Annotated in this window: 27 protein-coding genes; 24 read left to right on the forward strand and 3 right to left on the reverse strand. The window is 69.5% G+C overall.

Going from position 1 to position 26,988, the window contains the following annotated elements; all coding sequences use genetic code 11:
* The first annotated feature begins 4 nt into the window (after positions 1–4).
* The 17 genes from thrB to RIN46_RS12710 all read left to right on the forward strand — a co-directional run bounded on the left by thrB (position 5) and on the right by RIN46_RS12710 (position 16,321).
* Positions 5–1,075: a homoserine kinase gene (gene thrB / locus RIN46_RS12630; RefSeq protein WP_309082085.1), complete on the forward strand. Its 1,071-nt coding sequence runs from the start codon at positions 5–7 to the stop codon at positions 1,073–1,075.
* A gap of 280 nt (positions 1,076–1,355) precedes the next feature.
* Positions 1,356–3,686 carry a transcription termination factor Rho gene (gene rho / locus RIN46_RS12635; protein WP_309082086.1) on the forward strand — a complete coding sequence of 777 codons (2,331 nt, stop codon included), beginning with the start codon at positions 1,356–1,358 and terminating at the stop codon, positions 3,684–3,686.
* Between the two features lie 219 nt (positions 3,687–3,905).
* Positions 3,906–4,991, forward strand: coding sequence for a peptide chain release factor 1 (gene prfA, locus RIN46_RS12640; protein WP_309082087.1), 1,086 nt, complete (start codon positions 3,906–3,908; stop codon positions 4,989–4,991).
* Positions 4,992–4,994: 3 nt separating this feature from the next.
* Positions 4,995–5,870, forward strand: a complete 876-nt coding sequence (prmC, locus tag RIN46_RS12645; protein ID WP_309082088.1) for a peptide chain release factor N(5)-glutamine methyltransferase — start codon at positions 4,995–4,997, stop codon at positions 5,868–5,870.
* 45 nt (positions 5,871–5,915) lie between these two features.
* The gene (locus RIN46_RS12650) at positions 5,916–6,737 is read left to right on the forward strand and encodes an L-threonylcarbamoyladenylate synthase (protein WP_309082089.1); all 822 of its coding nucleotides are present in this window, start codon (positions 5,916–5,918) and stop codon (positions 6,735–6,737) included.
* 11 nt (positions 6,738–6,748) lie between these two features.
* A complete protein-coding gene (locus RIN46_RS12655; RefSeq protein ID WP_309082090.1) occupies positions 6,749–7,927 on the forward strand; it encodes an MraY family glycosyltransferase in 1,179 nt (392 codons plus the stop codon).
* A gap of 49 nt (positions 7,928–7,976) precedes the next feature.
* Complete coding sequence (locus RIN46_RS12660) at positions 7,977–8,525, forward strand: hypothetical protein (RefSeq protein ID WP_309109470.1); 549 nt, start codon at positions 7,977–7,979, stop codon at positions 8,523–8,525.
* Positions 8,522–8,767, forward strand: a complete 246-nt coding sequence (locus RIN46_RS12665) for an AtpZ/AtpI family protein (protein WP_309082092.1) — start codon at positions 8,522–8,524, stop codon at positions 8,765–8,767. Before RIN46_RS12660 ends, RIN46_RS12665 begins: the two co-directional genes overlap by 4 nt.
* An 82-nt stretch (positions 8,768–8,849) precedes the next feature.
* Entirely contained in the window at positions 8,850–9,659 is an 810-nt protein-coding gene (gene atpB / locus RIN46_RS12670) for a F0F1 ATP synthase subunit A (RefSeq protein WP_309082093.1), read from the forward strand.
* 87 nt (positions 9,660–9,746) lie between these two features.
* Positions 9,747–9,959: an ATP synthase F0 subunit C gene (gene atpE, locus RIN46_RS12675; RefSeq protein WP_309082094.1), complete on the forward strand. Its 213-nt coding sequence runs from the start codon at positions 9,747–9,749 to the stop codon at positions 9,957–9,959.
* A 58-nt stretch (positions 9,960–10,017) separates the two neighbouring features.
* Positions 10,018–10,569 carry a F0F1 ATP synthase subunit B gene (locus RIN46_RS12680; protein WP_309082095.1) on the forward strand — a complete coding sequence of 184 codons (552 nt, stop codon included), beginning with the start codon at positions 10,018–10,020 and terminating at the stop codon, positions 10,567–10,569.
* On the forward strand, positions 10,569–11,381 hold the full coding sequence (locus RIN46_RS12685) for a F0F1 ATP synthase subunit delta (protein ID WP_309082096.1): 813 nt from the start codon (positions 10,569–10,571) through the stop codon (positions 11,379–11,381). Before RIN46_RS12680 ends, RIN46_RS12685 begins: the two co-directional genes overlap by 1 nt.
* 103 nt (positions 11,382–11,484) lie before the next feature.
* Positions 11,485–13,122 carry a F0F1 ATP synthase subunit alpha gene (gene atpA / locus RIN46_RS12690; RefSeq protein ID WP_309082097.1) on the forward strand — a complete coding sequence of 546 codons (1,638 nt, stop codon included), beginning with the start codon at positions 11,485–11,487 and terminating at the stop codon, positions 13,120–13,122.
* 72 nt (positions 13,123–13,194) lie between these two features.
* Positions 13,195–14,088 carry a F0F1 ATP synthase subunit gamma gene (locus tag RIN46_RS12695; RefSeq protein WP_309082098.1) on the forward strand — a complete coding sequence of 298 codons (894 nt, stop codon included), beginning with the start codon at positions 13,195–13,197 and terminating at the stop codon, positions 14,086–14,088.
* A 52-nt stretch (positions 14,089–14,140) separates the two neighbouring features.
* Positions 14,141–15,601: a F0F1 ATP synthase subunit beta gene (atpD, locus tag RIN46_RS12700; RefSeq protein WP_309082099.1), complete on the forward strand. Its 1,461-nt coding sequence runs from the start codon at positions 14,141–14,143 to the stop codon at positions 15,599–15,601.
* 2 nt (positions 15,602–15,603) lie between these two features.
* Positions 15,604–15,888, forward strand: coding sequence for a F0F1 ATP synthase subunit epsilon (locus RIN46_RS12705; RefSeq protein ID WP_309082100.1), 285 nt, complete (start codon positions 15,604–15,606; stop codon positions 15,886–15,888).
* A 7-nt stretch (positions 15,889–15,895) separates the two neighbouring features.
* On the forward strand, positions 15,896–16,321 hold the full coding sequence (locus RIN46_RS12710) for a DUF2550 domain-containing protein (protein ID WP_309082101.1): 426 nt from the start codon (positions 15,896–15,898) through the stop codon (positions 16,319–16,321).
* Between the two features lie 92 nt (positions 16,322–16,413).
* On the opposite strand, the gene RIN46_RS12715 is transcribed toward RIN46_RS12710, so the two are convergent.
* The 3 genes from RIN46_RS12715 to nucS form a co-directional block, all read right to left on the reverse strand.
* A complete protein-coding gene (locus RIN46_RS12715; protein WP_309082102.1) occupies positions 16,414–16,617 on the reverse strand; it encodes a cold-shock protein in 204 nt (67 codons plus the stop codon).
* Between the two features lie 307 nt (positions 16,618–16,924).
* Positions 16,925–18,220 carry an amidohydrolase family protein gene (locus RIN46_RS12720; protein WP_309082103.1) on the reverse strand — a complete coding sequence of 432 codons (1,296 nt, stop codon included), beginning with the start codon at positions 18,218–18,220 and terminating at the stop codon, positions 16,925–16,927.
* Between the two features lie 70 nt (positions 18,221–18,290).
* The gene (gene nucS, locus RIN46_RS12725; protein ID WP_309082104.1) at positions 18,291–18,986 is read right to left on the reverse strand and encodes an endonuclease NucS; all 696 of its coding nucleotides are present in this window, start codon (positions 18,984–18,986) and stop codon (positions 18,291–18,293) included.
* A 65-nt stretch (positions 18,987–19,051) separates the two neighbouring features.
* Here nucS and RIN46_RS12730 point away from each other — a divergent pair, with 65 nt between their 5' ends.
* From RIN46_RS12730 to RIN46_RS12760, 7 genes are all read left to right on the forward strand, one after another.
* Positions 19,052–19,390 carry a hypothetical protein gene (locus RIN46_RS12730; RefSeq protein ID WP_309082105.1) on the forward strand — a complete coding sequence of 113 codons (339 nt, stop codon included), beginning with the start codon at positions 19,052–19,054 and terminating at the stop codon, positions 19,388–19,390.
* Positions 19,391–19,558: 168 nt separating this feature from the next.
* Positions 19,559–21,310: a hypothetical protein gene (locus RIN46_RS12735; RefSeq protein WP_309082106.1), complete on the forward strand. Its 1,752-nt coding sequence runs from the start codon at positions 19,559–19,561 to the stop codon at positions 21,308–21,310.
* Positions 21,311–21,326: 16 nt separating this feature from the next.
* A complete protein-coding gene (locus tag RIN46_RS12740) occupies positions 21,327–22,292 on the forward strand; it encodes a tetratricopeptide repeat protein (protein ID WP_309082107.1) in 966 nt (321 codons plus the stop codon).
* A gap of 125 nt (positions 22,293–22,417) precedes the next feature.
* Entirely contained in the window at positions 22,418–23,200 is a 783-nt protein-coding gene (locus tag RIN46_RS12745; protein ID WP_309082108.1) for an ABC transporter ATP-binding protein, read from the forward strand.
* Positions 23,185–24,771 carry a transporter gene (locus RIN46_RS12750; RefSeq protein WP_309082109.1) on the forward strand — a complete coding sequence of 529 codons (1,587 nt, stop codon included), beginning with the start codon at positions 23,185–23,187 and terminating at the stop codon, positions 24,769–24,771. Before RIN46_RS12745 ends, RIN46_RS12750 begins: the two co-directional genes overlap by 16 nt.
* A gap of 24 nt (positions 24,772–24,795) precedes the next feature.
* Positions 24,796–25,089 carry a DUF3039 domain-containing protein gene (locus RIN46_RS12755; protein ID WP_309082110.1) on the forward strand — a complete coding sequence of 98 codons (294 nt, stop codon included), beginning with the start codon at positions 24,796–24,798 and terminating at the stop codon, positions 25,087–25,089.
* Positions 25,090–25,188: 99 nt separating this feature from the next.
* A complete protein-coding gene (locus RIN46_RS12760) occupies positions 25,189–26,961 on the forward strand; it encodes a DEAD/DEAH box helicase (RefSeq protein WP_309082111.1) in 1,773 nt (590 codons plus the stop codon).
* Positions 26,962–26,988 lie beyond the last annotated feature (27 nt).

Genomic DNA, 26,988 nt, shown 5'->3' on the forward strand with positions numbered 1-26,988 from the left:
CCCCGTGGAATCAGCGCACGCGCCGCGGATCCGGACCGGCCAGCACGTCACCGTCACCGTCCCCGCCACCACCGCCAATCTCGGTCCGGGTTTCGACAGCCTCGGGCTGGCTCTGGACCTGACGGACACGCTCGAGGTCCGCACCCTCGCCCGCGGCGGTCTGGACCGCGACCTGCCCGGAGGCTCCGCGAGCGACTCCGCAGGGACCGACTCCGCAGCAACGGGGGACGCCGCCGCCCTGTACGAGGAGCTGACGACGCCGCAGGCGCGGGTCCGCGTCCTCGTCACCGGCGAGGGCGCCGAGTCGCTGCCGGACGACGAGACACACCTGATCGCCCGCACGATCCTCGAGCGCTGGGAGCAGCTCGGCGTCGCCGCTGCGGATCTGGAGATCCGGGCGACCAACCGGATCCCGCACGGCCGGGGACTCGGCTCGTCGGCGGCGGCCATCGTCTCCGCACTCGCCGCAGCCGACGCCCTGCTGCCGGAGACCGCTCGCGGCGGGCTGGACGGCCGCGACGCGCTCTTCGAGGAGGCCGCCCGCCTGGAGGGGCACCCCGACAACGTGGCCCCGGCCGTGTACGGCGGGCTGACCCTGTCCCTCACGGACGACGGCGGGATGCGCACCCACCGGCTGCCGCTGGACGCCGAAGTGGTCCCCGTGGTCGCGATTCCCGACGTCGAGCTCTCCACCCGCGCGGCGCGGGGACTGCTGCCCGCGACCGTCCCGCACGCCGACGCGGCGGCGAACTCGGGCCGCGCCGGACTGCTGATCCACGCCCTCACCAGCGCGCCGGAGCTGCTGCACGAGGGAACCCGCGACTACCTCCACCAGGACTACCGCGCCGAGGCCATGCCGGAGTCGAGTCGGCTCATCGCCGCCCTCCGAGCAGCGGGATACGCCGCCACCGTCTCCGGCGCCGGGCCAACGGTGCTGATCCTGGCCCACGGGTCCGACCAGGCCGAGGCCGTGGCCGCGCGGGTGCGCGCCGGCGAGTTCGACGACGGATCCGGCGCCTGGCGCGTGGAGATTCCGGGCCTGTGCGCCTCGGGTGTTATGGTGGAGAGGCATTAGCGGCCAGATCATGCTGGCGATGCATCGAGCATCGGTCTTCCATCCATGGTTTCCCTCCGGCCCAATGCGGCTCTCGCCGCCCAGACGTCCATGGGCATCCCTGATGCTCATCGACGGTGTTCAGTGCATTTCGCCTCTGGCCGGACACGCGTGAGTCCGAACGCCCATCGCGGCGTGTTCTCGACATAGGTCAGGCACCACCTCTCCGCGTGCCTGACGAGACACCATGACGCGGGCCAGATCTGACCTGACCCGCCCGACGAGGGAGAAGGAAACCTTCGTGACAGAAACCACGAGCCTCGAAGCAGGCGTGGACAAGACATCCGCCAACAACACCGGCCTGGCCGGACTCAAGCTGGCCCAGCTGCAGGCCCTCGGCTCGCAGCTCGGTATCACCGGCGCCCGCCGCATGCGCAAGTCCGACCTCGTGACGGCCATCGCCGACCACCAGCGCGGTGGAGCCGTCGCCGACCGGTCCAAGAAGCCGGCTGAGGCCGCCGCCGAGCAGTCCGGCACAGACGACGGCGCCCAGGCCAACGACGCCGCCCAGGCCGACACCGCGACGAAGGCCAAGTCCTCCAAGGCCAGGAGCGAGGGCCCGGTTGACACGGCCGAGTCCGACGACGCCGCCGAGGCGCCGGCCAAGCGCACCAGCCGCGGCCGCCGCAACCAGAAGGCCGCGGCGGAGCCGCAGGCACCGGCCGAGGCCGTCGCGGAACCGGCGAAGGAGTCGGCCTCCCAGGAGCCAGCAGCCGAGCAGCCCGCCGCCGAGGCCGAAGAGGCCACCGGCCGCGGTCGCCGCGGCCGCCGGGGCTCCCGCCGCGCCGAGTCCGCGCAGACCGACACCTCAGCACCGGCCGACGAGTCGGCACCGTCCAATGGGTCGGCACCGTCCAACGGGTCGGCACCGTCCAACGGGTCGGCACGGGGCGATTCCGCCGGCCAGGGCGACTCCGACGCTGCGGCCGACAAGTCCGGCGAGTCGTCCCAGGACGCCGCTCGCAAGACCAGCCAGGAGCCCGCGCGGAACGAGGGCTCCGAGAAGGCCGATGCGGCCTCCGAGCGCCAGCCCGCCCGGGACGACAGCTCCGACGAGCAGAACGAGCGCGGCGGACGCAACCGCCGCGGGCGCAACCGCCGTGGCCAGCGCGACGACAGTGACTCGGAGCAGCGCAATGACCAGCGCGGCAACGATCAGCGCGGCGCCGACCAGGGCAAGCAGCAGGACTCGGACCAGGGCGGCGACAACGACGACCGGAACGACGACGACCGCGGCGAGCGCCGCAATCGTCGCAATCGGAACCGGAACGACCGGAACGACCGCAACGACCGTTCGGATCGGAACGATCGCAACGATCGCAAGAACAACCGCAACGACCGCAACGAGCGCCGTCGGGGTCGCGGTCGCGGCAACCAGCCCGAGGTCGACGAGACCGAGCTGAGCGACGACGACGTCCTGCTGCCCGTCGCCGGCATCCTCGACGTCCTCGACAACTACGCATTCCTGCGCACCTCCGGCTACCTGCCGGGGTCGAACGACGTCTACCTCTCCCTGAACCAGGTCAAGAAGTACAACCTGCGCAAGGGCGATGCCGTCGTCGGCGCCATCCGCGCCCCGCGCGACGGCGAGAGCAACAGCAATGCCGGGAACCAGCGCCAGAAGTTCAACGCCCTGGTGAAGCTGACCAGCATCAACGGCAAGGCGCCGGAGGACAACAAGAGCCGCGTCGAGTTCAACAAGCTCGTGCCGCTGTACCCGCAGGAGCGCCTGCGCCTGGAGACCGACCCCAAGCTCGTCGGGCCGCGCGTGATCGACCTCGTCGCGCCCATCGGCAAGGGCCAGCGCGGCCTCATCGTCTCCCCGCCCAAGGCGGGCAAGACGATGGTGCTGCAGTCGATCGCCAACGCGATCACGCTGAACAACCCGGAAGTGCACCTCATGATGGTCCTCGTGGACGAGCGTCCCGAGGAAGTCACCGACATGCAGCGCTCGGTCAAGGGCGAGGTCATCGCCTCGACGTTCGACCGCCCGGCCGACGACCACACCACGGTCGCCGAACTGGCCATCGAGCGGGCCAAGCGCCTCGTCGAGATGGGCATGGACGTCGTGGTGCTCCTGGACTCCATGACCCGTCTGGGCCGTGCCTACAACCTGTCCGCGCCGGCCTCCGGCCGGATCCTCTCCGGCGGTGTGGACTCGTCTGCGCTGTACCCGCCCAAGCGCTTCTTCGGCGCCGCTCGCAACATCGAGAACGGCGGCTCGCTGACCATCCTCGCCACCGCCCTGGTGGAGACCGGGTCCAAGATGGACGAGGTCATCTTCGAGGAGTTCAAGGGCACCGGCAACATGGAGCTGCGCCTGTCCCGGAAGCTCGCGGACAAGCGCATCTTCCCGGCGGTCGACGTCAACGAGTCCGGCACGCGCCGCGAGGAGAACCTGCTCTCCCCGGACGAGGTCAAGATCATGTGGCGCCTGCGCCGCGTGCTCTCCGGCCTCGACACGCAGCAGGCCCTCGAGGTCCTGACCACCAAGATCCGGGAGACGCAGTCCAATGCGGAGTTCCTGATGACGGTGAGCAAGACCACGCTGGCCTCCAAGTCGGAGAACTAGCGACACAGCGCGCCCGGAGCCGCACCCCGCGCGGGGTGCGGCTCCGGGCGCGTCCGCGTTAACGCCGTCGTGCTCCTCCCCGCTCTGCCCGACGCCGGGCCGGGACGGGCACGACGGCGGTCGCGAACGAACCGCATACACTAGACAGGCGCGCAGCCACGCGCCGGAGGCGCCGCCGCCAGAACCGCCCACGCCGGGCGACACGGAAAGAAGTGAGTGATGTTTGAGTCCGTCCAGGGCCTGCTCGACGAGCACGCCGAGCTGCAGAAGCAGTTGTCCGACCCCGCGGTCTACGCCGATCAGGCGAAGGCGCGCAAGCTGGGACGGCGCAGCGCGCAGCTGAACGGCATCGTCGAGGCGCACCGGCGCTGGAAGCAGATGAGCGAGGACCTCGAGGCCGCCCGCACCATGGCCGACGAGGATCCCGAGTTCGCGGCCGAGGCCGAGGAGCTCGAGGCCGCGCTGCCCGCAGCGGAGGAGAAGCTGCGCCGGCTGCTGATCCCGCGCGACCCCAACGACGCCCGCGACGTGATCCTCGAGGTCAAGGGCGGCGAGGGCGGCGACGAGGCCGCCCTGTTCGCCGCGGACCTGCTGCGCATGTACTCCCGCTACGCGGAGGCCAGGGGCTGGAAGACCGAGCTGATCTCCTACACGGAGTCCGACCTCGGCGGCTACAAGGACGCGCAGATGGCCATCAAGGGCAACTCCAACGATCCGGCAGAGGGCGTCTACGCGCACCTGAAGTTCGAGGGCGGGGTCCACCGCGTCCAGCGTGTGCCCGTGACGGAGTCCCAGGGCCGTATCCACACCTCGGCCGCCGGTGTCCTGGTCCTGCCGGAGGTCGACGAGCCGGAGGAGATCGACCTCCACCCGAACGACCTGAAGATCGACGTCTACCGGTCCTCCGGCCCGGGCGGCCAGTCCGTGAACACCACGGACTCCGCCGTGCGCATCACGCACCTGCCCACCGGGATCGTCGTCGCGATGCAGAACGAGAAGTCCCAGCTGCAGAACCGCGAGGCCGCCCTCCGCGTCCTCCGGTCGCGGCTGCTGGCGCACCAGCAGGAGCAGATCGACGCCGAGAACTCCGCCGTGCGCGCCTCCCAGGTGCGCACGATGGACCGCTCCGAGCGCATCCGCACGTACAACTTCCCGGAGAACCGGATCGCCGACCACCGCACCGGGTACAAGGCCTACAACCTGGACACCGTCATGAACGGCGAGCTGGACCCCGTCATCCAGTCCTGCATCGAGATGGACGAGGCCCAGCGCCTCGCCGCCATCGGCGACGAAGCGCAGCCGTAGACCGTGCCGGCGCCGGGCCTGGACCCCTTCCTCCGGGAGTGCGCCGCGCGGCTCTCGGCCGCCGGCGTGCCCTCGCCGCGTGCCGATGCAGAGCTCCTCGCCGCGCACGTCCTCGGCGTGGGCCGCGGGCGGGTCGGTGCGCTCCGGCTGGCGGGCCACGCGCTCGCGGACGACGACGCCGAGCGCCTCGCGGCGCTGGTGGACGAGCGCGCGGCGCGAGTGCCCCTGCAGCATCTGACCGGCGTGGCGCACTTCCGGCACCTCGAGCTGCGGGTCGGCCCGGGAGTGTTCGTCCCGCGGCCCGAGACCGAGGCCCTGGCGGGCCTGGCGATCGATGCGGCCGCGGCGGTGATCGCGCGGCGGGGGAGCGCCGTCGTCGTCGACCTCGGCACGGGATCAGGCGCCATCGCCGCGGCCGTCGCCTCCGAGGTGCCCGCCGCGCGCGTCCACGCCGTCGAGCTGAGCGAGCACGCGGCGGCGTGGGCCGAGCAGAACCTCGCCCCGCACGGCGTCGACCTGCGCGTGGGCGACCTGCGGACCGCCTTCGAGGACCTGGACGGGACGGTCGACGTCGTCGTGTCCAACCCGCCCTACATCCCCGCCGGAGCGGTGCCCGTCGACCCGGAGGTGCGCGAGCACGATCCCGGACTCGCCCTGTACGGAGGAGGCGCCGACGGCATGGAGCTGCCGCGCGCCGTCGAGCGGACCGCGGCCCGGCTGCTCGTCCCCGGCGGCCTCGTCGCGCTCGAGCACGCGGAGGTGCAGGAGGAGGCCATGCAGGAGATGTTCCGCGGGGCCGGGGCCTGGGCCACGATCGCCGGGCACCGCGACCTGACCGGGCGGCCGCGCTGCACGTCGGCCGTCCGCCGGGAGGGCTGAGGTTCCGCTCCCGCTTCCCGGGGATCGCCCGGGGAACGTGCGAGAATGCATCTCGTGACTTCACGATTCGACTGCCAGGACGCCGCTGACCGCACCGCAGGTCTGGATGCTGCCCGGGAGGCCCTCGCGGCCCGACAGTGCGTCGTACTCCCCACCGACACGGTCTACGGCATCGCCGCTGACGCGTTCTCCCCGCAGGCCGTCGCCACGCTGCTGGCGGCCAAGGGTCGGGGCCGGACCATGCCGCCGCCGGTGCTCATCCCGCGCCCCGAGACCCTCGACGGGCTGGCCACCGAAGTGCCCGATGCCGCCCGCAAGCTCGCCGCCGAGTTCTGGCCGGGTGCCCTGACCATGATCCTCAACGCGCAGCCGTCCCTGACCTGGGACCTCGGCGAGACCAAGGGGACCGTCGCCCTGCGCATGCCCGACGACGACGTGGCACTGGAGCTGCTCCGTGCCGTCGGCCCGCTGGCCGTGTCCTCCGCGAACCGCTCCGGGAACGCGGCCGCAACGAACATCGACGCGGCGGAGGACCAGCTCGGCGAGGCCGTCGCCGTGTATCTCGGCGACGGGGAGCGCCGGCAGGGGGAGCAGGACGCGCTGCCGTCGACCATCGTCGACTTCACCGGCGACGTGCCTGCCGTCGTCCGTCAGGGAGCGATCGCCCTCGACGACCTCCGCCGCGTGGTGCCGGAGATCCTCGGCCTCGGCGAGCAGCCGGCCGGCACCGAGGAGCGCGGTTCGGCACTCGACGCAGCTGGCTCGGCCGTCACGGACCATCCGGAGGCCTCGGCCTCTGACTCGGGCTCCGCCGGGACCGGGGCCGGACCCGGCGTCACGGACCCGTCCGAGACGACGGAACGGTAGACCGGCCCCGCATGACCTCCTATCTCGTCCTGATCGCGCTCTCGTTCGTGACGGCGTTCGCCTTGACGCCGCTCGTCCGGCGGATCGGGCTCCGGGTCGGCGCGGCGTCGTCGATCCGGGACCGCGACGTGCACAGCGTCCCGATCCCCAAGCTCGGCGGCGTGGCCATGATCATCGCCATCCTGGTGGGGCTCGGCGTCGCCTCGCGGATGGATTTCCTGCAGGGCTCGTTCGCCGACCCGGGACCGGCCGTCGGCGTCCTCGTCGGGGCGCTGCTGGCGCTGGTGCTCGGCATCGTGGACGACCTCCTGGACCTGCGCTGGTACGTGCAGCTCGTCGGACAGGTCAGCATCGGCACCGTCGTGGCGCTCTCCGGGGTCCGGCTCGAAGCCATGCCCGTCGGCTGGATCGGCATCAAGTCCGGCCCGGTCCAGTTCGCGCTGACCGTGTTCCTGATCGTCCTGACGATGAACGCCATCAACTTCGTCGACGGGCTCGACGGCCTGGCCGCCGGCGTCGCGGTCATCGGCGCTACCGCGTTCTTCATCTACTGCTACACGCTGGCCCGTACGATCAACCAGTTCGACCACTCGAACTTCGCGGCGATGCTGATGGCCCTCCTCCTGGGCGCCTGCCTCGGATTCCTGCCGCACAACTTCAATCCGGCCAAGATCTTCATGGGGGAATCCGGGGCCCTGATCATCGGCCTGATGATGTCCGTCGCCGCCATCATGGTCACCGCGGACGTCGGCGCCCAGGAGGGCTACCGGTTCCGCAATATCCCCGCGTACATGCCGATCATCCTGCCGGTGGCCGTCATCCTGCTGCCGCTGCTGGACTTCGCGCTCGCGGTCATCCGGCGCACGGCGCACGGCCGCTCGCCCTTCTCCGCGGACCGCGGCCATCTGCACCACAAACTGGTCGACGGCGGCTACACCCAGCGCCAGGCCGTCCTGGTCCTGTACCTGTGGTCGGGGATCGTCGCGTTCGGGTCGGTGGCGTTCATCTTCCGCCAGTTCGACTGGAAGACCATCGTGGCCGTCGACCTGCTCCTCGCCATCGGCGCGGGCTATCTGACGATGCGCCCGTGGCTGCGCCGGGGCGTGGCGCAGCGGCGTCACGCGGCGGGCCTCGACCGGCCGCCGCACCACGGGTCGGGCAACGAGCCCCCGGGCGACGCCGGCGGCTGAGCCGACCGCGCACCGGACTCTCTACGTACTGTAGAATTGTGCGGGTGCCGTGGGGCGGCCGGTGGGCCGCCTCCCGCCGCACACGACTCTCCGCCAGGACCAGACCGACGGGACGTACATGGGCAGGACCGCTCCGCAGCACGGCGCGCGCATCCCGCGCGCTGCGGGGGAGACCCCGCAGCCGTGGCTGACGCTGCTGCGCGCCTGCTCGCTCGCCTCGGTGGGCCTGGCCGCCGCGCTGGCCATCGCGGGACTGCTGGCAGCGGGAATCGAGGCCGCGCTCAGCGCCATCGGGGCGGTCGTCCTCGTCCTCGTCTTCTTCGGCATCACGCTGCTGATCGGTCATGTCGTCGGCCGGCGCAACCCGCGCGCCGCCCTCGGGGCGTTCATGTTCGGGTACCTGATCAAGGTGGTCGGTTTCGGCGCTGCGGTGTTCCTGCTGGGCACGCCCGACTGGATCGACCGGCTCTGGTTCCTGATCGGCGGGGTCGCCGGAGTCGTCGTCTGGCAGGCGACGGAACTGATCGTCTTCTCGCGGCTCCGCTTCCAGTTGTACGACGACGAGTCCGCCCCGGCGGACAAGGGAGGCCGACCGTGAAGGACGACCACTTGGTCCATCGCGAACCGACCAACGGCTCGTGGACCCGCGAGTTCATCAACTACGGCGTTGGCGGGTTGATAGCCTTCGGTTTGATAGGCTGGGGTTTGGATTTCTTGCTGCAAACTCGCTGGATCTGGATCGCCGGCGCCGTTCTGGGCGCCGTAGCGGGATGCCTCCTGGCGAACGAGCACCGCAAGGCCTACCGGCAGCGCCAAGACCGCGGCGACACCGCCTCCTAAAGACTTCACGAAGTACACGTCCGTGCGATCATCCGACGGACACAGATATGCCCAAAGACGGACACTGCAGAGAGGAAACGCGTTGATCGCGCTTGCGCTTCCGGCGGCTACCAACGAATCCGAGGGATTCGTTCCCCCGACGATTGATGATTTGCACCTTCCGGAGATCCTTCCGTGGGGAGCACACTACGGCGAGGGATTCGGCAAGCAGATGCTGCTGGTCCTGCTCTCCGTCGCCCTGATCTCCTGGTTCCTGGTCGCTGCCTCGCGCCGCCGCCAGATGGTCCCGGGCAAGTTCCAGTTCCTCGGCGAGTTCAGCTACAACTTCGTCCGCAACAGCGTGGGCAAGGACCTGATCGGCGAGAAGGACTTCCGCCCGTACGTCCCCGTGCTGGTGTCGCTGTTCTTCTTCATCCTGGTGAACAACCTGTTCGGCTCGATCCCGCTGCTGCAGCTGCCGACGACCTCGCACGTGGGCACCTCCTACGCGCTGGCCGGCATCGTGTACATCCTCTGGATCGTGCTCGGCATCCGGACCCACGGCATCGGCTACTTCAAGGTCGCCGTCGTCCCGTCGGGCGTGCCGAAGGCGTTCCTGCTCCCGGTCGTCCTCATCGAGATCGTCTCGAACTTCGTGGTCCGCCCGCTGACGCACTCCCTGCGTCTCTTCGCGACCATGCTCGCCGGGCACATGATCATCGCCCTCGCAGCCTCCGGCTCGGCCTTCCTCCTGACCCAGACCTCGGGCATCGTCCCGGCGCTCGGTGTGCTCACCATGGCCGGGGGCGTCGGCATGTACCTGTTCGAGATCTTCATCCAGGTCCTGCAGGCCTACGTCTTCGTCCTGCTGACGGCCGTCTATATCCAGGGCTCGATCTCCGAAGCCCACTAATTAGGTGTCCCTCTTCGCGGGGGTCGACGTTAACGCAATCAACCTGCCCGATCGGTCCGACCGAGACGGCATCGTGAAAGGAAAACAATGGAAATCTCCGGCAACCTCAATGCGATCGGTTACGGCCTCTCCGCCATCGGCGGCGGCATCGGCGTGGGCCTCGTGTTCGCCGCCTTCATCAACGGCGTCGCCCGTCAGCCGGAGGCCCAGCGCGTCCTCCAGCCGCTGGCCTTCATGGGTCTGGCCTTCACCGAGGCGCTCGCCATCCTCGGTCTCGTGTTCGCCTTCGTCTGGCAGTGATTTCGGGCTGAACTTACCCAAAGTCAGTCCATACACTCTTCAGAAAGACGGGTGAAGTATGAACGACGCAGTTCTCTATGCGGCTAGCGAGGCCTCTAACCCGCTGGTCCCGAACGTGTGGGAGATCCTGGTCACCACGCTGGGCTTCGCAGTACTGCTCTTCATTGTGACCAAGTACGTCGTCCCTGCGTTCGAGAAGACGTACGAGGAGCGTGCACAGGCGATCGAGGGCGGCATCGCCAAGGCGGAGGCCGCGCAGGCCGAGGCCAACGCCGCGCTCGACGAGTACAAGAAGCAGCTCACGGACGCTCGCGCGGAGGCCAACCGCATCCGCGAGGAGGCCCGCGCCGAGGGCGCCCAGATCCTCGCGGATCTGAAGGAGAAGGCCGCTTCGGAGTCCGCGCGGATCACCGAGCAGGCCCACGTCCAGATCCAGGCCGAGCGCAACGCAGCGATCACGTCCCTGCGGACCGAGGTCGGCACGCTGGCCACGGAGCTGGCGAGCAAGATCGTGGGCGAGTCGCTCAACGACGACGCCCGCGCGGGCCGTGTCGTGGACCGCTTCCTGGCTGATCTCGAGACCCAGCAGAGTGCAGGTGCATCGAAGTAATGGCAGGCGTATCGAGCGAGTCATTGGCTGCGGCGCAGGCGCGGCTGGAACCGGTTCTGGCCGACGCTGACCTGTCGCTCGCCGAGGACCTCTTTTCCATCCTGGGCCTGCTGGACAGCAACGCCGGTCTGCGCCGCGCCGTGACGGATCCGGCACGCGACGGCAAGGACAGGGCCGCGCTGATGTCGCGGCTGGTCGCCGGCAAGGTCTCCGCCGCGGCGGAGAGCATTGCGGCGGACCTTGCCTCCGCGCGCTGGCGCTCGGCACGCGACATCGGGGACGCCCTGGAGACCCTGGCCGCGACCGTCGCCGTCGCGGTGGCGGAGCGGCACGGCGGCTCCGAGGGGCTGGGGGCACTCGAAGAGGAGCTCTTCGCGTTCACGGAGGTCGTCGGCTCGAGCCACGATCTCCAGCGTGCCCTCGACGATCCTCAGGCCGGCGGCAGCGCCAAGGCGGATCTGGCCCTCAAGCTGGTCCCGCTGGCCGGCGAGCCGGCCCGGCTGCTGATCCGCCAGGCCGTCTCGGCCCCGCGCGGCCTGAAGCCGGCCGCGCTGGTCAACCGGTTCATCGAGTTGGTGGCCGAACGGCAGCAGCGGTGGATCGCGCACGTCAGCGTCACCCGTCCGCTGACGGAGGACCAGATCAACCGGCTGCAGGCCGGGCTGAACAACGCATACGGTCGCACGCTGACGCTCAACGTCAGCGTGGATCCCGACCTCATCGGCGGCATCCGCGTCGCCATCGGCGACGAGGTGCTGGACGCGACCATGGTTGCGCGCCTGAACGAGTTGCGCCGCAAGGTGGCGGGCTAGACGCTCCGGCGTCCACCCGCCGCATTCAGACTGAATCAAACATCAGGTCGTCGCTCTGGGTCACCAGGGAAGGCGACAGAACACAGGAGAGCAGGGACTGCAGATGGCCGATTTGACCATCAATGCCGATGACGTCCGCAATGCCTTGACCGAGTTCGCGGCGTCCTACGAACCGGGCGCCGCAGATCGGGTCGAGGTCGGTCGCGTCACCACGGCAAGCGACGGCATCGCCAAGGTGGAGGGTCTTCCCTCCGTCATGGCCAACGAACTTCTTGAATTCCAGGACGGCACTCTGGGCCTGGCCCAGAACCTCGACACCCGCGAAATCGGCGTCGTGGTCCTCGGAGACTTCACCGGCATCGAAGAGGGCCAGGAGGTGAAGCGCACCGGCCAGATCCTCTCTGTCCCCGTCGGCGACAACTTCCTCGGCCGCGTGGTCGATCCGCTCGGCAACCCGATCGACGACAAGGGCCCCATCCAGGCCGAGGGCCGCCGTGCCCTCGAGCTGCAGGCCCCGGGCGTCACCGAGCGCAAGTCGGTCCACGAGCCGCTCCAGACCGGCATCAAGGCCATCGACGCCATGATCCCGATCGGCCGTGGCCAGCGTCAGCTGCTCATCGGCGACCGTCAGACCGGCAAGACGGCCATCGCCGTCGACGCCATCCTGAACCAGCGTGCCAACTGGGCGTCGGGCGACGTCAACAAGCAGGTCCGCTGCATCTACGTCGCCATCGGTCAGAAGGCCTCCACCATCGCCGGCGTCCGCCAGACGCTGGAGGACCAGGGTGCCCTCGAGTACACGACGATTGTCGCCTCGCCGGCCTCCGACCCCGCCGGCTTCAAGTACCTGGCCCCCTACGCCGGCTCGGCGATCGGCCAGCACTGGATGTACGGCGGCAAGCACGTCCTCATCGTGTTCGACGACCTGTCCAAGCAGGCCGAGGCCTACCGCGCCGTGTCGCTGCTCCTCCGCCGCCCGCCGGGACGCGAGGCCTACCCGGGCGACGTGTTCTACCTGCACTCCCGCCTGCTCGAGCGTTGTGCCAAGCTCTCCGACGAGCTGGGTGCCGGATCGATGACGGGTCTGCCGATCATCGAGACCAAGGCGAACGACGTCTCGGCCTACATCCCGACCAACGTCATCTCCATCACCGACGGTCAGATCTTCCTGCAGTCGGATCTCTTCAACGCCAACCAGCGTCCGGCCGTCGACGTGGGCATCTCGGTGTCCCGCGTCGGTGGTGCCGCGCAGGTGAAGTCGATGAAGAAGGTCTCCGGCACGCTGAAGCTCGAGCTGGCCCAGTACCGGGACATGCAGGCCTTCGCCATGTTCGCCTCGGACCTGGACGCCGCCTCGAAGCAACAGCTGACCCGCGGCGCGCGTCTCATGGAGCTGCTCAAGCAGGGCCAGTACAACCCGTTCCCCGTCGAGGAGCAGGTCGTGTCCGTCTGGGCCGGCACCAACGGTCACCTGGACGACATCCCGGTCGCCGATGTGCGCCGGTTCGAGGGCGAGTTCCTCGACTACCTGCGTCATCGCACGAGCATCCTCACCACGCTTGCCGAGACCGGCAAGATCGAGGACTCCACCGTCGATGCGCTGAACAACGCGATCACCGAGTTCAAGAAGGGGTTCCTCGGCGAGGGCGACGACGCGCTCGTCGGCCCGGGCCACGAGGAGCACGCTCCGCTCGATGAGGACGCCGTCGGCCAGGAAAAGATCGTCAAGCAGAAGCGCTGACATCGGCCGCCGCCCGGGTGGGCCGGTCCTGAGGACCGGCCCACCCGGGCAGCGGACAAGGAAAGGAAAAACATGGGAGCCCAGATTCGGGTCTACCGCCAGAAGATCGCGTCGACGCAGTCGATGGGCAAGATCTTCAAGGCGATGGAACTGATCGCCACTTCCCGTATCGGCAAGGCCCGCAGCCGCATGGCCGCGTCCCTGCCCTACGCCAACGCGATCACCCGTGCTGTTTCTGCTGCCGCGTCCGCGTCGGATGTCGAGCACCCGCTGACCACGGAGCACGCGCAGGCGCGCCGCTCCGCAGTCGTGGTCCTGACCTCCGATCGAGGCCTCGCCGGCGCCTACTCATCCAGCGTCCTCAAGCGGGCCGAGGCGCTCACCGAACTCCTCCGGGAGGAAGGCAAGGAAGTCAAGTTCTACCTGGTCGGCCGCAAGGCCCAGGCGTACTTCGACTTCCGCGGGCGCGACTACGCGAAGGTCTGGACCGGCGGAACCGACAACCCGGGATTCGAGATCGCACGCGAACTCGGTGCAGCCGTGCTCGAGGACTTCGTCGGCGAGTACGAGGACGGCGGCGTCGACGAGATCCACGTGGTGTACACGCAGTTCAAGTCGATGGTCCTGCAGGAGCCGGTCGTGACGCGCCTGCTACCCCTCGAGGTCGTCGAGGAGGAGGCCACGGACAGCTCGGACCTGCTTCCGCTGTACGAGTTCGAACCGGAGCCCGAGCAGGTGCTGGACGCCCTGCTGCCGCGCTACATCGAGTCCCGGATCTTCGCCGCGCTCCTGCAGGCGGCCGCTTCGGAGCTCGCCGCACGCCAGCGGGCCATGAAGGCCGCCGGCGACAACGCCTCCGAGCTTGTGAAGAAGTACACGCGACTTCGCAACAACGCCCGTCAGGCCGAGATCACGCAGGAACTGACCGAGATCGTGGGCGGTGCGGACGCACTGAACGCGTCCTAGCCAGCCGAACAACACGTAACCCCCCGCTATTTACACGAGCGAAGTGAGAGACATGACTGCCCAACTGAACGAGCAGGGAACCGCAGCCGCGGGCGCCGGTGCCACCGGCCGCGTCGCGCGCGTGATCGGTCCGGTCGTCGACGTCGAATTTCCGGCCGACGCCCTCCCCGCCATCTACAACGCACTGACCACCACGGTGACGCTGAACGGCGTGACCAAGACCCTGACCTTCGAGACCAGCCAGCACCTCGGTGACAACCTGGTCCGCGCCATCTCGCTCCAGGCCACCGACGGCCTGGTCCGCGGCACGGTCGTGGTCGACACCGGCGCCTCGATCTCCGTCCCGGTCGGCGACGGCGTCAAGGGCCACATCTTCAACGTCCTGGGCGAGCCGCTCGACGTCGAGGCATCCGAGATCCAGGCGAGTGATCGCTGGACGATCCACCGCGATGCTCCGAAGTTCGCGGATCTCGAGGGCGCCACCGAGATGCTGGAGACCGGCATCAAGTCGATCGACCTGCTGACCCCGTACATCAAGGGCGGCAAGATCGGCCTCTTCGGCGGCGCAGGCGTCGGCAAGACGGTGCTCATCCAGGAGATGATCACCCGTGTCGCCCGCAACTTCGGCGGCACCTCCGTGTTCGCCGGCGTCGGCGAGCGTACCCGTGAGGGCAACGACCTCTGGGTCGAGATGGAGGAGGCCGGCGTCCTCAAGGACACCGCCCTCGTCTTCGGCCAGATGGACGAGCCGCCGGGAACGCGTCTGCGCGTGGCCCTCTCGGCCCTGACCATGGCGGAGTACTTCCGCGATGTGCAGAACCAGGACGTGCTGCTCTTCATCGACAACATCTTCCGCTTCACCCAGGCCGGTTCCGAGGTCTCCACGCTGCTCGGCCGCATGCCGTCGGCCGTGGGCTACCAGCCGAACCTCGCCGACGAGATGGGTCTGCTGCAGGAGCGCATCACGTCGACCAAGGGCCACTCGATCACCTCGATGCAGGCGATCTACGTCCCGGCCGATGACTACACCGACCCGGCTCCGGCGACGACCTTCGCCCACCTCGACGCGACCACCGAGCTCTCGCGTGCGATCGCCTCGCGTGGTCTGTACCCGGCGATCGATCCGCTGACCTCGACGTCGCGCATCCTCGACCCGCAGTACGTGGGCCAGGAGCACTACGACGTGGCCGTGCGCGTCAAGCAGATCCTCCAGAAGAACAAGGAACTGCAGGACATCATCGCGATCCTCGGCGTGGACGAGCTCTCCGAGGAGGACAAGGTCACGGTCGCCCGTGCCCGCCGCATCGAGCAGTTCCTCTCGCAGAACACCTACACCGCCAAGCAGTTCACCGGCGTCGAGGGTTCGACGGTCTCCCTGAAGGACACCGTTGAGGGCTTCAAGGCCATCTGCGACGGCGAGCTCGACCATGTGGCCGAGCAGGCGTTCTACAACGTCGGCGGTCTCGACGACGTCGAGCGCCAGTGGGCCAAGATCCAGGAACAGACCAAGTAGCCATGGCCGAACTCGAAGTCGAAATCGTCGCTGCGGACCATTTCGTGTGGTCCGGGGCAGCGACTCTGGTCAAGGCGCGCACCAGCGACGGCGACATCGGCGTGATGCCGGGCCACACCCCGGTCCTCGCGGTGATGGAGGCCGGTCAGTTGGAGATCACTCCGGTGAACGGCTCGCGCATCACGGTCCAGGCCGACGGTGGCTTCTTCTCGGTCGACAACAACCGGGTCGTCATCGTCGCCGACAACGCCCAGCTCGACGAGGCCGCGGCAGCGGGAAACCGATAGTCCGGCCTTGAACGACCTCGGACTGCTGATCATCATCCTGGCCGCCGTGGCGGTCGCGCTGATGATGGGTGCCCTGCTGCTGCGCAGGTCGCAGCTGCGGGGCGCCCTGGGCACCTTCGACGCCTCCATCTGCCTCGTCTCCGGACGGTGGCGGATGGGGGTTTGTCGTTATGCGGAACAAGAGCTGGAGTTCATGTCGCTCTACTCGCTCTCGCCGATTCCGCGGCACCGCTTCCAGCGCAGCCAGCTGCAGATCAATGGGTGGCGCGAACCCCAGGGGGCTGAAGCGGCCAAGCTGCCCGGCGGCTGGATCGTCGTCGGGCTGGGCCACGGCGGCCAGGAGTTCGAGCTGGCCATGAACTACGGCGCCTATACCGGCCTGAGCGCGTGGCTGGAGGCAGGCCCGGTGGTCGGGATCGGCACCTGGCGCTAGGTCCTCCCGGTGCCATCGGGAGAGGCCGTACACGACAGGAGGGGTGGGAACGGAAGAACCGTTCCCACCCCTCCTGCGTTGCGTCCGGGCGTCTACAGCCCGACGACGCCGGTGGCCTGCGGGCCCTTGGTGCCCTCGCCGATCTCGAACTCCACGCGCTGGTTCTCGTCCAGTGTGCGGAAGCCCTGGGTCTGGATCTCCGAGTAGTGCACGAAGACGTCCTGCTCCGCGCCGTCCGGCGTGATGAAGCCGAAACCCTTTTCGGCGTTGAACCACTTCACGGTTCCCTGAGCCATTCTTTTCCTCCCGATCTCGATGTCGCTGCCGGCAACCGTTTCACCGGCAGTGCGGGGGAGTCGGCCAGGGAAAAGTCCCGGAGCCGCAAAAACTGATGTTTCCCACCCGCGTAGTGCTTTGCGGGATCGATACAACCAACACAAAGACTGGTTTCAGACTCACACACGCTCGTGGCCCCGGCAAGAGCCCCGGACCAACATTGCGTGAATTGACCTCGGCCGGAGCGGCCGGGGCGTACGCGACCTCCGTATGACGTCTTCGTGACACGACGTCCGACCTCTGATCGCTCCGGCTGGAGGCCGTCGCTCAGGAGAGCACGCGGCGCCCGTGTCGGTAGACGGCCAGCGGCTCGAGCTGCTCCGTGGCGACAAGGACGTCGGCGCTGAAGCCGGCGTGGAGCTGCCCCACCTCGTCGGCCAGCCCGATCAAGGAGGCAGGGATGCTCGTCGCTGCGGGCACTGCGCGCTGGACGGGGATCCCGGCGGCGACGACGCTTCGCAGGCCGTCGAGCAGCGTGGAGGTGCCACCGGCGAGCCTGCCGTCCGCGGTGCGCCCGACGCCGCCGGACACGGTGATCTCCTGATCGCCGAGGCGGTGCGTGCCGTCGCTCAGTCCCACCGCCGAGGTGGCGTCCGAGACGAGCATCAGCGCGGACTCGGGGAGCAGGTTGAAGAGCATGCGGACCGTCTGCGGCGCCAGGTGGTGGCCGTCGCCGATGACCTCGAGGACGGCGTCTTCCTCGGCTGCGGCGTCGAGGGCCGCCCCGGCGGCGCCGGGCGCCCGATGGTGCCAGGGAGCCATGCCGTTGAAGCAATGCGTGACCGTGGGCACTTCCGCGTAGCCGTCGAAACCGGCCGAGTCGAGCTCCTCGGCGGCCAGGGCGAGGGATTCGGCGGCGGTGGCGACATCGGCGTCGGTGTGGCCCAGCGAGGGTACGACGCCGTGGGTGACGAGCTGCTCGACCAGGGCGTCGCTGTCCTCGAGCTCCGGCGCGTAGGTCATGGTGCGCAGCTGTCCCGCGGCGGCCTCGGCGAGGGCGTCGACTAAGTCGGCGTCGTAGGCCAGGAGGTGTTCGGCGGGCTGCGCCCCGCACCGTGTCGGCGCCAGGAAAGGGCCCTCGGCGTGGACGCCGGCGATAGTCCCCGTGGCAGCGAGGGCGCCGAGCCGCTCGCAGGCGGCGACCATGCGCTCGGCAGGGGCCGACATGATGGAGGCGAGCAACGTCGTCGTCCCCGTGGCGTAGAGCCGGGGGAGGGCGGCCTCGATCTCCTCCTGGCTGGAGCTGGTGAAGTCCACGCCGTAGCCGCCGTGGCAGTGCAGATCGACGAGACCTGGCAGCAGGAGTGCGTTCCCGGGCAGGTCCTCCACCGCATAGGTCGACGGGCCCGCGTCGCGGGCGAAGACATCCCACGGCCCCACGTAGTCGAGCCGGTCCCCGTCGATCACCACGACGGCGTCCATCAGCTGCAGACCCTCCGTCACCACCGTCCCGCGCAGCGCGAGGCGCGGGGAGCCGGCCGCGGCGGGCTCGGTCTCGGGGGCGGCGGGCACTGGGCCCGAGGAGGCGTCGTCGGGGGACGTCGGGACGGGGAGGGGGACCATGGGCCCATCCTAGGGGAATGCGGGGCGGGCCCGACAGGGCGGCCGGGCCGGAGCGGACTCGGCGGCGCGCCTAGAAGAGCCGGGAAGCGGAATCGTCGACCCCGCGCATCTGGTCGTAGTCCAGCGTCACGCACTCGATGCCGCGGTCGGTGGCGAGCGTGCGGGCCTGCGGTTTGATCTTCTGGGCGGCGAAGATGCCGCGCACCGGGGCCAGCAACGGGTCGCGATTCATGAGCTCGAGGTAGCGTGTCAGCTGCTCGACGCCGTCGATGTCGCCGCGACGCTTCAGCTCGATCGCGACCGTCCGTCCCTCCGCGTCGCGAGCGAGGATGTCGACCGGTCCGATGGCCGTCATGTACTCGCGACGAACCAGGGAGAAGCCGCTGCCGAGAGTCTCGATCTGTTCGGCCAGCAGGCGCTGCAGGTCGGCTTCGACGCCGTCCTTGATGAGCCCCGGATCGACTCCGAGCTCGTGGGTGGAGTCGTGGATCGTCTCGTGGATGCGGACGATCAGCCGATCGTCGCTCTTGGCGTTCTGGACCCGCCAGACGGCTTCGACGCCCGACTCCCGGTCGTCCTCGTCCGGCTCGACGGTACGCAGGACCGCCGGCGGGCTCATCCAGTTCAGGGGCTTGTACGAGCCGCCGTCGGAATGGACGAGGACGGAGCCGTCCGCCTTGACCACCAGCAGGCGTGTGGCCAGCGGGAGGTGGGCGCGCAGACGGCCCTCGTAGTCTACGGAGCAGCGGGCAATGACGAGACGCACAAGAGGACACTCTAGCGAGGTGCGCCGGATCGCGCAGGCCGGCCCTTGTTGGCACAATGGCGGACATGCCCCGATCGCACCTTCCGCGCCGCCCGTCCGCCGCCCCGGGCAAGGGGAAACGTCGCAACAAGTGGCAGGCCGCGGCGGAGGAGCGTCCCGTCGAGGACATGACGTTCGGGTTCCCCTCCCGCCAGAGCGCGCGCGACGGAGAGTGGCACGTGCGCCGCATCGCCGGGCACCGTGCAGAGAAGCACTACACCTGCCCCGGCTGCCACCTGCAGATCGCCCCGGGAGTCGAGCACATCGTCGCCTGGCGGGCCGACCACTGGTCCGGCGACGAGGTGGCCGCCGCCGGGCGTCGGCACTGGCACGCGCACTGCTGGAACACGCGTACGGGCCGGTGAGTATCCCCGCCGGGCTGGTCTGCGGGGCTTCATCGTGTGAGACTCGTCCCAAAGTGGGAACCATCGGGCGTGACCGCGTCGTTATCATTGAGATCGGGCGGCGCGCCCCTGTGGACCCCAGCAGCGCCGTGGTCGAGTCCTGTTCCCAGCCGTAAGGTGAGTAAGTCCGTGAGAATCCTGTCAGCCGCCGTCGCGATCGTGCTCGGCGCCGTCGCCCTGCTCGTCGGGATCGGCCAGAAGACCTTCTGGGCGCCGTCCGAAACACTCACCGCCAGCGTGTCGGGGCTGCCCGATGCCCCGCTGACGGTCATCGAGCCCGCCGTCGCCGACGTCCACGACGAGCCGGTCGAGATCACGATCGAGTCCCCGGCCGAGTTCAACGTGATGCTCGGGCGCAGCGGGGACGTGGACGCCTGGGCCGAGGGCGCGGCCGTCAACCGGGTGACCGGGATCGACGCCGAGAACTTCACCGTCCAGACCGAGCACGTCGAGGGCGAGGCGTCCGTGCCGAGCCCTGCGCAGTCGGACCTGTGGGTCGCCACCGACAAGGTCGACCAGCAGACCACCCATACCTGGACGGAACCGGCCGAGGGCGATTGGTCGCTCCTGCTGGCCGTCGACGGGGAGCAGCCCGCGCCGGTGGACATCACCTTCGAATGGCCGAACGACGCCGGCACCCCGTTCGCCCTGGCGCTGATCATCATCGGCGCCCTCCTGCTCCTGTTGGGCCTCATCCGGCTGATCATGCCCGGCGGGAAGCCGGGCGAGAAGGCGGGCGAGGAGACCACCGCCAACGGAGGCACGAACGGCGGGAAGCCGACGAGCGGCGTCGCCCGCCGTGTCGTGGCCGCCGTGACGGCGGTCGGGCTCGGCTTCGGCGGAGCCAGTGCCGCTCACGCCTCTCCCAGCGGCGAGGCCTCCGAGAGCGCCGCCTCCGAGAGTGCGTCCGCGACGCCGTCGGAGTCCGCGCCGGAATCCGCCCCGGCCGATGGGGAGTCGGACGCCGAGTCCGCCGAGGAGGACCGCTACCCTGTGGTCCTGGAGACCCAGCTGGAGCGGATCCTCACGGACGCCTCCGAGACCATCGCCGCAGGGGACGAGGCGCAGGACGTGGAGGCGCTGCGGCCGCGCATGGACGGCACCGCGCTTGCCCTGCGGGCACTGAACTATCAGCAGCGTCAGGACGGACTCGAGGTCGACCCGGCGGAGCCGGTCGCCGCCGGGCCCATCCTCTCCGCCGCCGTGACTACGGATACTGCCTGGCCGCGAACCGCCGTCGCCGTCACGCAGGTCGAGGGTAGTGACTTCCCACGCGTCCTCACGCTCGAGCAGGCGTCGCCGCGTGAGAACTACAAGCTCGTCAACAACGTGCCGATGCTCCCGGGCACCAGTTTCCCCGGCATCGCGGTCGGCGACCCCGCCGTCCAGCCGCTCGACCCCGCCGATGAGAACGGGCTCCTGGCCTCGCCGGAGGCCGCGCTCAACGGGCTGAGCCAGTTCCTCTCCGACCCGGCTGCCGCCGAGAAGGACCTCTTCGCCGAGAGCGTCTTCATCCAGCGCGTGCACGAGGCACAGGAGGCGGTGCGCGACAACGAGGACAACCGCGAGTTCGCGCGTGTGAACTTCGAGCGGGCCGTCGACGTCTCCGAGACCAACGTCCTGGCCACGCCCGACGGCGGAGCCATCGTCACCGCCGCCATCGACTCGCGGATGCTGACCATGCCGGCGGAGGAGGGCGGCACGGTGTCCCTCGTCGACGAGCTGCACATCGAGATGGCCGGCGACGACGAGACGACCGGCACCGCGACGTTCAGTTATACCGATACCGTGGCCCTGTACATCCCGGCCTCGGGCAGCAAGGACAAGATCCAAGTGATTGCGGGCGACACCACCCTGAAGTCCGTGACCATCGACGAGTAAGGACGAACCACCCGGCATGAGCCTCCCCACCGAACCGACGCACGAACCGACGCCCGGCTCCCACGAGCCGATCGCTGCACCGGCCTCGACCCGCGGCGCCGTGGACCTCTCGGCCCTGAGCGGGCAGCCCGGAGGGGCCCCCGCCGGGAGCGGGGCTCCGTCCGCAGGAGCCACCTGGGTCAAGCGCATCGGCCAGGCCGAGTTCGAGCAGGCCCTCCAGTGGTCGACGACCGCCCCAGTCGTCGTATCGCTGGGTGCTGCCTCGGCTCCCGAGTCGGTCCAGTTGGACGAGGCGATGGGGGCCCTGATCGATGGCTACGGCGGGCGGCTCGCCCTGCTCCTCGTGGACGCGCAGAAGGAGCAGGCGGTTGCGCAGGCCTTCCGGGTGCAGCAGATCCCGGCCGTCGTCGCCGTAGTGCGGGGCCAGCCCGTGCCGCTCTTCCAGGGTGCGGCGTCGCCGGAGCAGATGAAGTCCCTCTTCGACGAACTCCTCCAGCTGGCGGTCCAGCACGGTGTCACCGGGACGCTCGCGCCGTTTGCCGCTGCAGATCCCCAGGCCGAGCCGGAGCTGCCGCCACTGCACCAGAAGGCCTTGGAGGCGCTGGATGCCGGGGACTACGCTGCGGCCGAGTCGGCGTACCGGGAGGCGCTGGCCCAGAAGCCCAACGACCACGACGCCGAGATCGGCCTGGCCAACGTGCAGTTGCTCGGTCGCGTGCAGTCGATGGACGCCCAGGTCGTCCGCACGGCCGGCGCCGACCGACCGGACGACCTCGAGGCGCAGCTGGACGTCGCGGACCTGGATCTTGCCGGCGGCCACGTCGAGGATGCATTCCGCCGTCTGATCGGCTTCGTCGCCCGTAGCTCCGGCGACGAGCGCGAGACTGCGCGGACCCGCCTGGTCGAGCTGTTCGACGTCGTCGGAGCTCAGGACGACCGGGTGCGAGCGGCGCGCCAGCGGCTCGCGCGCGTCCTCTTCTAACGGCCAGCTGCCGGGCCGACGCCCTCCCGACGGCGGTGGAGAGCCCGGGCGAGGCTCGCAGAAGGGCGGCAGTTTCATCCGAAAGGATGAAGCCTCCGCCCCTTCGCCATTGCTAGATTGGCGCCATGGTCGACGAGGGCACGGACACGGGACACCCGCACGCAGCGATCGCGGTGCGGGGTCTGGGCAAGCGCTTCGGCGAGAAGGTCGCGGTCAACGCCATCGACCTCGACGTGCCGGCGGGATCGTTCTACGGGCTTGTCGGGCCGAACGGGGCCGGCAAGACGACGTCCCTGTCGATGGCCACCGGCCTGCTGCGACCGGACGCCGGACGGGTGTGGATCCATGGAATAGACGTCTGGGAACGACCCCTCGAGGCCAAGCGGATCCTGGGCGTCCTCGCCGACGGCGTGAGGCTTTTCGACCGCCTCACCGGCCGCCAGCTCGTCACCTACGCGGGACGGCTGCGCGGCATGGATCCGACGACGGTCGCCGAGCGGACTGAGGATCTCCTCCGGGTCCTGGACCTCGAGGATGCCGCTTCGAAGCTCGTGGTCGACTATTCGGCCGGCATGACCAAGAAGATTGCGCTCGCCACCTCCCTCATCCACTCGCCGCGCGTGCTGGTCCTTGACGAACCCTTCGAAGCAGTCGACCCCGTGTCGGCGACCAACATCCGCTCGATCCTCGCCGGCTACGTGGAGCGCGGTGGAACGGTCGTCGTCTCCAGCCACGTGATGGACCTGGTTCAGCGGATGTGCTCGCATGTGGCCGTCATCGCGGCCGGCAACGTGCTGGCCGCCGGGACCGTCGACGAGGTACGTGACGGCGCCACCCTCGAGGATCGCTTCGTGGACCTCGTCGGCGGCCGGGCCCAGGGCGGGGGGCTGCAGTGGTTGCAGAGCTGATCCGGCTCAAGGCCGCACTCCTGGTCAACGGCTTCCGGCGCAGCCCGTGGCAGCTCGTCGGCGTCGTCCTCGGAGCGCTCTACGGTCTGTTCATCACCGCCATGCTGATCGTCGGGCTGTTCGGCCTGGGCGGGAATGATGACCGCCTGCTGATCGGCACCGTCCTGATCCTGGCCGGTGGGCTGACGACCCTGCTCTGGGCCGTGATCCCCGTCCTGGCCGCCGGCGTAGACGCGACCCTCGACCCCCAGCGCTTCGCGTCGCTGCCGATTCCGCGCCGCGACCTCGCCGCGGGCCTGCTGCTGACCGGATTCGTGGGCGTCCCCGGTGCCGTGACGGTGATCCTCTTCCTCGCCCAGACGCTGGCCTGGCGTCAGTGGACGACCGCGGCCGTCGTAGCGTTGCCGGCCGGAGCGCTCGGAGCCCTGTACTGCCTGGCCCTCGCCCGGATGACGACGACCGCAGCGCATGCGCTGACCGCCAGCCGGCGCTTCCGCGAGGTCGGCACCATCCTGCTCTTCGTGCCTCTGGTCCTGCTCGGCCCCATCATCGGCGGGATCGAGAGCTGGATCTCCTCCGAGGGGTCCGAGCTGATGGGATGGCTGCCGCAGGTGGCCGACATCGTCGCCTGGACACCGCTGGGAGCCTTCGCCGCGCTGCCCGCTGACGCTGCTGCCGGGGCGTGGGCGGTCCTCGGGATCCGACTGGCCGTGGCCCTCGCCTACCTCGCGGCAACCGTGGGGCTCTGGGCCGTGCTGCTCCAGCGCTCCCTCGAGCAGCCCGCGAGCAGCGGCGGAGGCGGCCGGTCCCATGCCGGACTCGGAACCCTCCGCTGGTTCCCGGCGGCGCCGTGGGGTGCCGTGGCGGGCCGGGCGTTGACTTACTGGTTCAAGGACCCGCGGTACGCCGCGAGCATCGTCGTCGTCCCGTTGATCCCGATTGCGTTCTGGTATGCCTCCTCCCAGGCCGGATCGCCGTTTATGCTCTACGCCGCGGCGCCGCTGGTCGCGGTCATGCTCGGTTTCTCGATTTCCGCCGACGTCTCCTACGACTCGACCGCGTTCGCCCTGCACGTCACCACAGGTCTCCGGGGCGTTCACGACCGGCTCGGCCGGGTCGTGGCCTGCGCGGCGATCTCGGTCCCCCTCGTCGTGCTCCTCTCCTTCATCCCGCTGGCCGCCGGCGGCGACCCGGTGGATGCGCTCGCGATCCTTGGAGTGAGCCTCGGCGGGCTGCTCTCCGGGCTAGGCGTGTCGTCGGTTGTCTCGGCACGATGGACCTACAGCGTCCCGCTGCCCGGGGAGAATCCCTTCAAGACGCCGCCTGGAGCGGGCGCGCGGGTCGCGATCGTGCAACTCGGGACCTTCGCTGTCGCCACCCTCGCCTTGCTGCCCGAGCTGGGGCTGCTGATCGCGTACTTCGTCACAGGGCATCCCGTCTACGCGTGGCTGACGCTGCTCGTGGGACTGGTGCTCGGCGGGGTCCTGCTGGCCCTGGGCGTCCGGGTCGGCGGCCGCTGGTTCGACGCCCGGCTGCCGGAGCTCATGCAGGCGGTCACACTGAACAAGTAGGGCGCGGTTGATAGAATGGAGCTCATGAGCCTGCCTGCGAACTCCATCGAGAACGATCCCTTCGACGGCGGAAGCCGCGGTGGTACCGCGACGGTCGAGCGCGAGGAGACCCGCCAGCTGATCGAGCCGGGCGACTCCGAACGGTTCGCGCACTACGTGCGCAAGGAGAAGATCATGGAGTCCGCGGTCACCGGTGACCCGGTGATCGCGTTGTGCGGCAAGGTCTGGGTCCCGGGCCGGGACCCGCAGAAGTTCCCCGTCTGCCCCGAGTGCAAGGCCGTCTACGACGGCTTCCGCGACGCCGACGAGAACAGCTGACGCGCCGGAGGCGCCGCGGCGCCTCAGCGCTGAGAGCTGAATGACCGTGCGGCCCGCTGCCGCGTCGGTTCACATCGTCGACTTCCGAAGGGGACACCCGTGACCGAAGCGCTCTTCACCGTGGGCGAGAGCATGCCCCCGGCCTATCCGGAACGCGCTGCGTGGGGAACCGCGCCGAAGCTCAGGCAGTGGCAGCAGGAGGCCCTGCAGCTCTACATCGACAAGTCGCCGAAGGACTTCCTGGCCGTCGCGACGCCGGGTGCCGGCAAGACCACGTTCGCCCTGCGCATCGCGCGGATGCTGGTCGACGCGGGAACGGTGAACCGCATTACCGTCGTCGCTCCGACGGAACACCTCAAGAGCCAGTGGGCGGACGCAGCGGCGAGGATCGGCCTCTCCATCGACCCGAACTTCAAGAATTCCGACGGCCGCCACGGCGCCGGTTACATCGGGGTGGCGGTGACCTACGCCCAGGTGGCCTCCAAGCCGTTGCTGCACCGGGCCAAGACCGAGGCCGCGCGTACCCTGGTGATTCTCGACGAGATCCACCATGGCGGTGACGAGCTCAGTTGGGGCGACGGCATCCGGGAGGCGTTCGAGCCTGCCACCAGGCGTCTCGCGCTGACCGGTACGCCCTTCCGTTCGGACACGGCCGCCATCCCGTTCGTCGACTACGTCGAGGACGGAGAGGGAATCCGGCGCTCCAAGGCCGATTACACGTACGGTTACGGCGACGCGCTCAAGGACAACGTGGTCCGTCCAGTGCTCTTCATGGCCTACTCCGGCCAGATGCGCTGGCGGACCAGCGCCGGCGAGGAGATGGAGGCCAACCTCGGCGAGGGATTCACCAAGGACATCACTGCCCACGCCTGGCGCACGGCGCTCAACCCCGAGGGCGAGTGGATTCCAGCCGTGCTCTCGGCGGCGGACCGGCGGCTCAGCGAGGTCCGCAGGACCGTTCCTGACGCCGGCGGCCTGGTCATCGCGACGGACCACGATGATGCCCGCGCTTACGCCGCGCAGCTCGACGCGATGACGGGGGAGCGGACCACGGTCATCCTCTCCGACGACCCCAAGGCCTCGAGCCGGATCGAGGAGTTCTCTGCCGGGGAGAGCCGATGGATGGTCGCTGTCCGCATGGTCTCCGAGGGCGTCGATGTGCCGCGGCTCTCGGTGGGTGTGTACGCCACGAGCACCTCCACTCCACTGTTCTTCGCTCAGGCCGTCGGCCGCTTCGTCCGCTCGCGGAAACGCGGAGAGGTCGCCAGCGTTTTCCTGCCCTCCGTGCCCATCCTCATGGCCCTCGCCAACGAGATGGAGGTCGAGCGCGACCACGCTCTGGACCGGCCGGAGAAGCACGTCGAGGATCCGGACTTCGTCCCGGAGGAGGGCCTGCTCGACGAGGCGAACCGTGAGGAGAAGGCCTCGGATGAGCTGACGAAGCAGAAGTTCGAAGCCCTGCAGTCGAACGCTTCCTTCGATCGCGTCCTGTTCGACGGCGGGGAGTTCGGCACCGGCGGCGCCATCGGCTCGGACGAGGAGCACGACTTCCTCGGGATCCCTGGACTGCTCGACGCCGACCAGGTGGGGGCGCTGCTCCGGCAGCGCCAGGCGGAACACGTCAAGCGCCGCTCGTCGGCGTCGGAGCAGGCGTCGGCGGCCGCCGTCGTCGACCACCGTCGGTTGCTGGACCTGCGCCAGCAGCTCGCCAAGAATGTCTCGGCCTGGGCAGCCCGCACCGGTACCGCGCACGGGTCCATCCACAACAAGCTCCGCGAGGTCTGTGGGGGACCGCCCGTCGCCCAGGCGAGCGCGGACCAGCTGGACGCACGGATCAAGAAGCTCCAGGACTGGTTCGTCGGCCGCAAGTAGCGTCGGACCCGGAGGCCGCGGTTCGAG

Source organism: Zhihengliuella sp. (genome assembly GCF_031178195.1).
In the GTDB taxonomy this organism is placed as follows: Bacteria; Actinomycetota; Actinomycetes; order Actinomycetales; family Micrococcaceae; genus Zhihengliuella.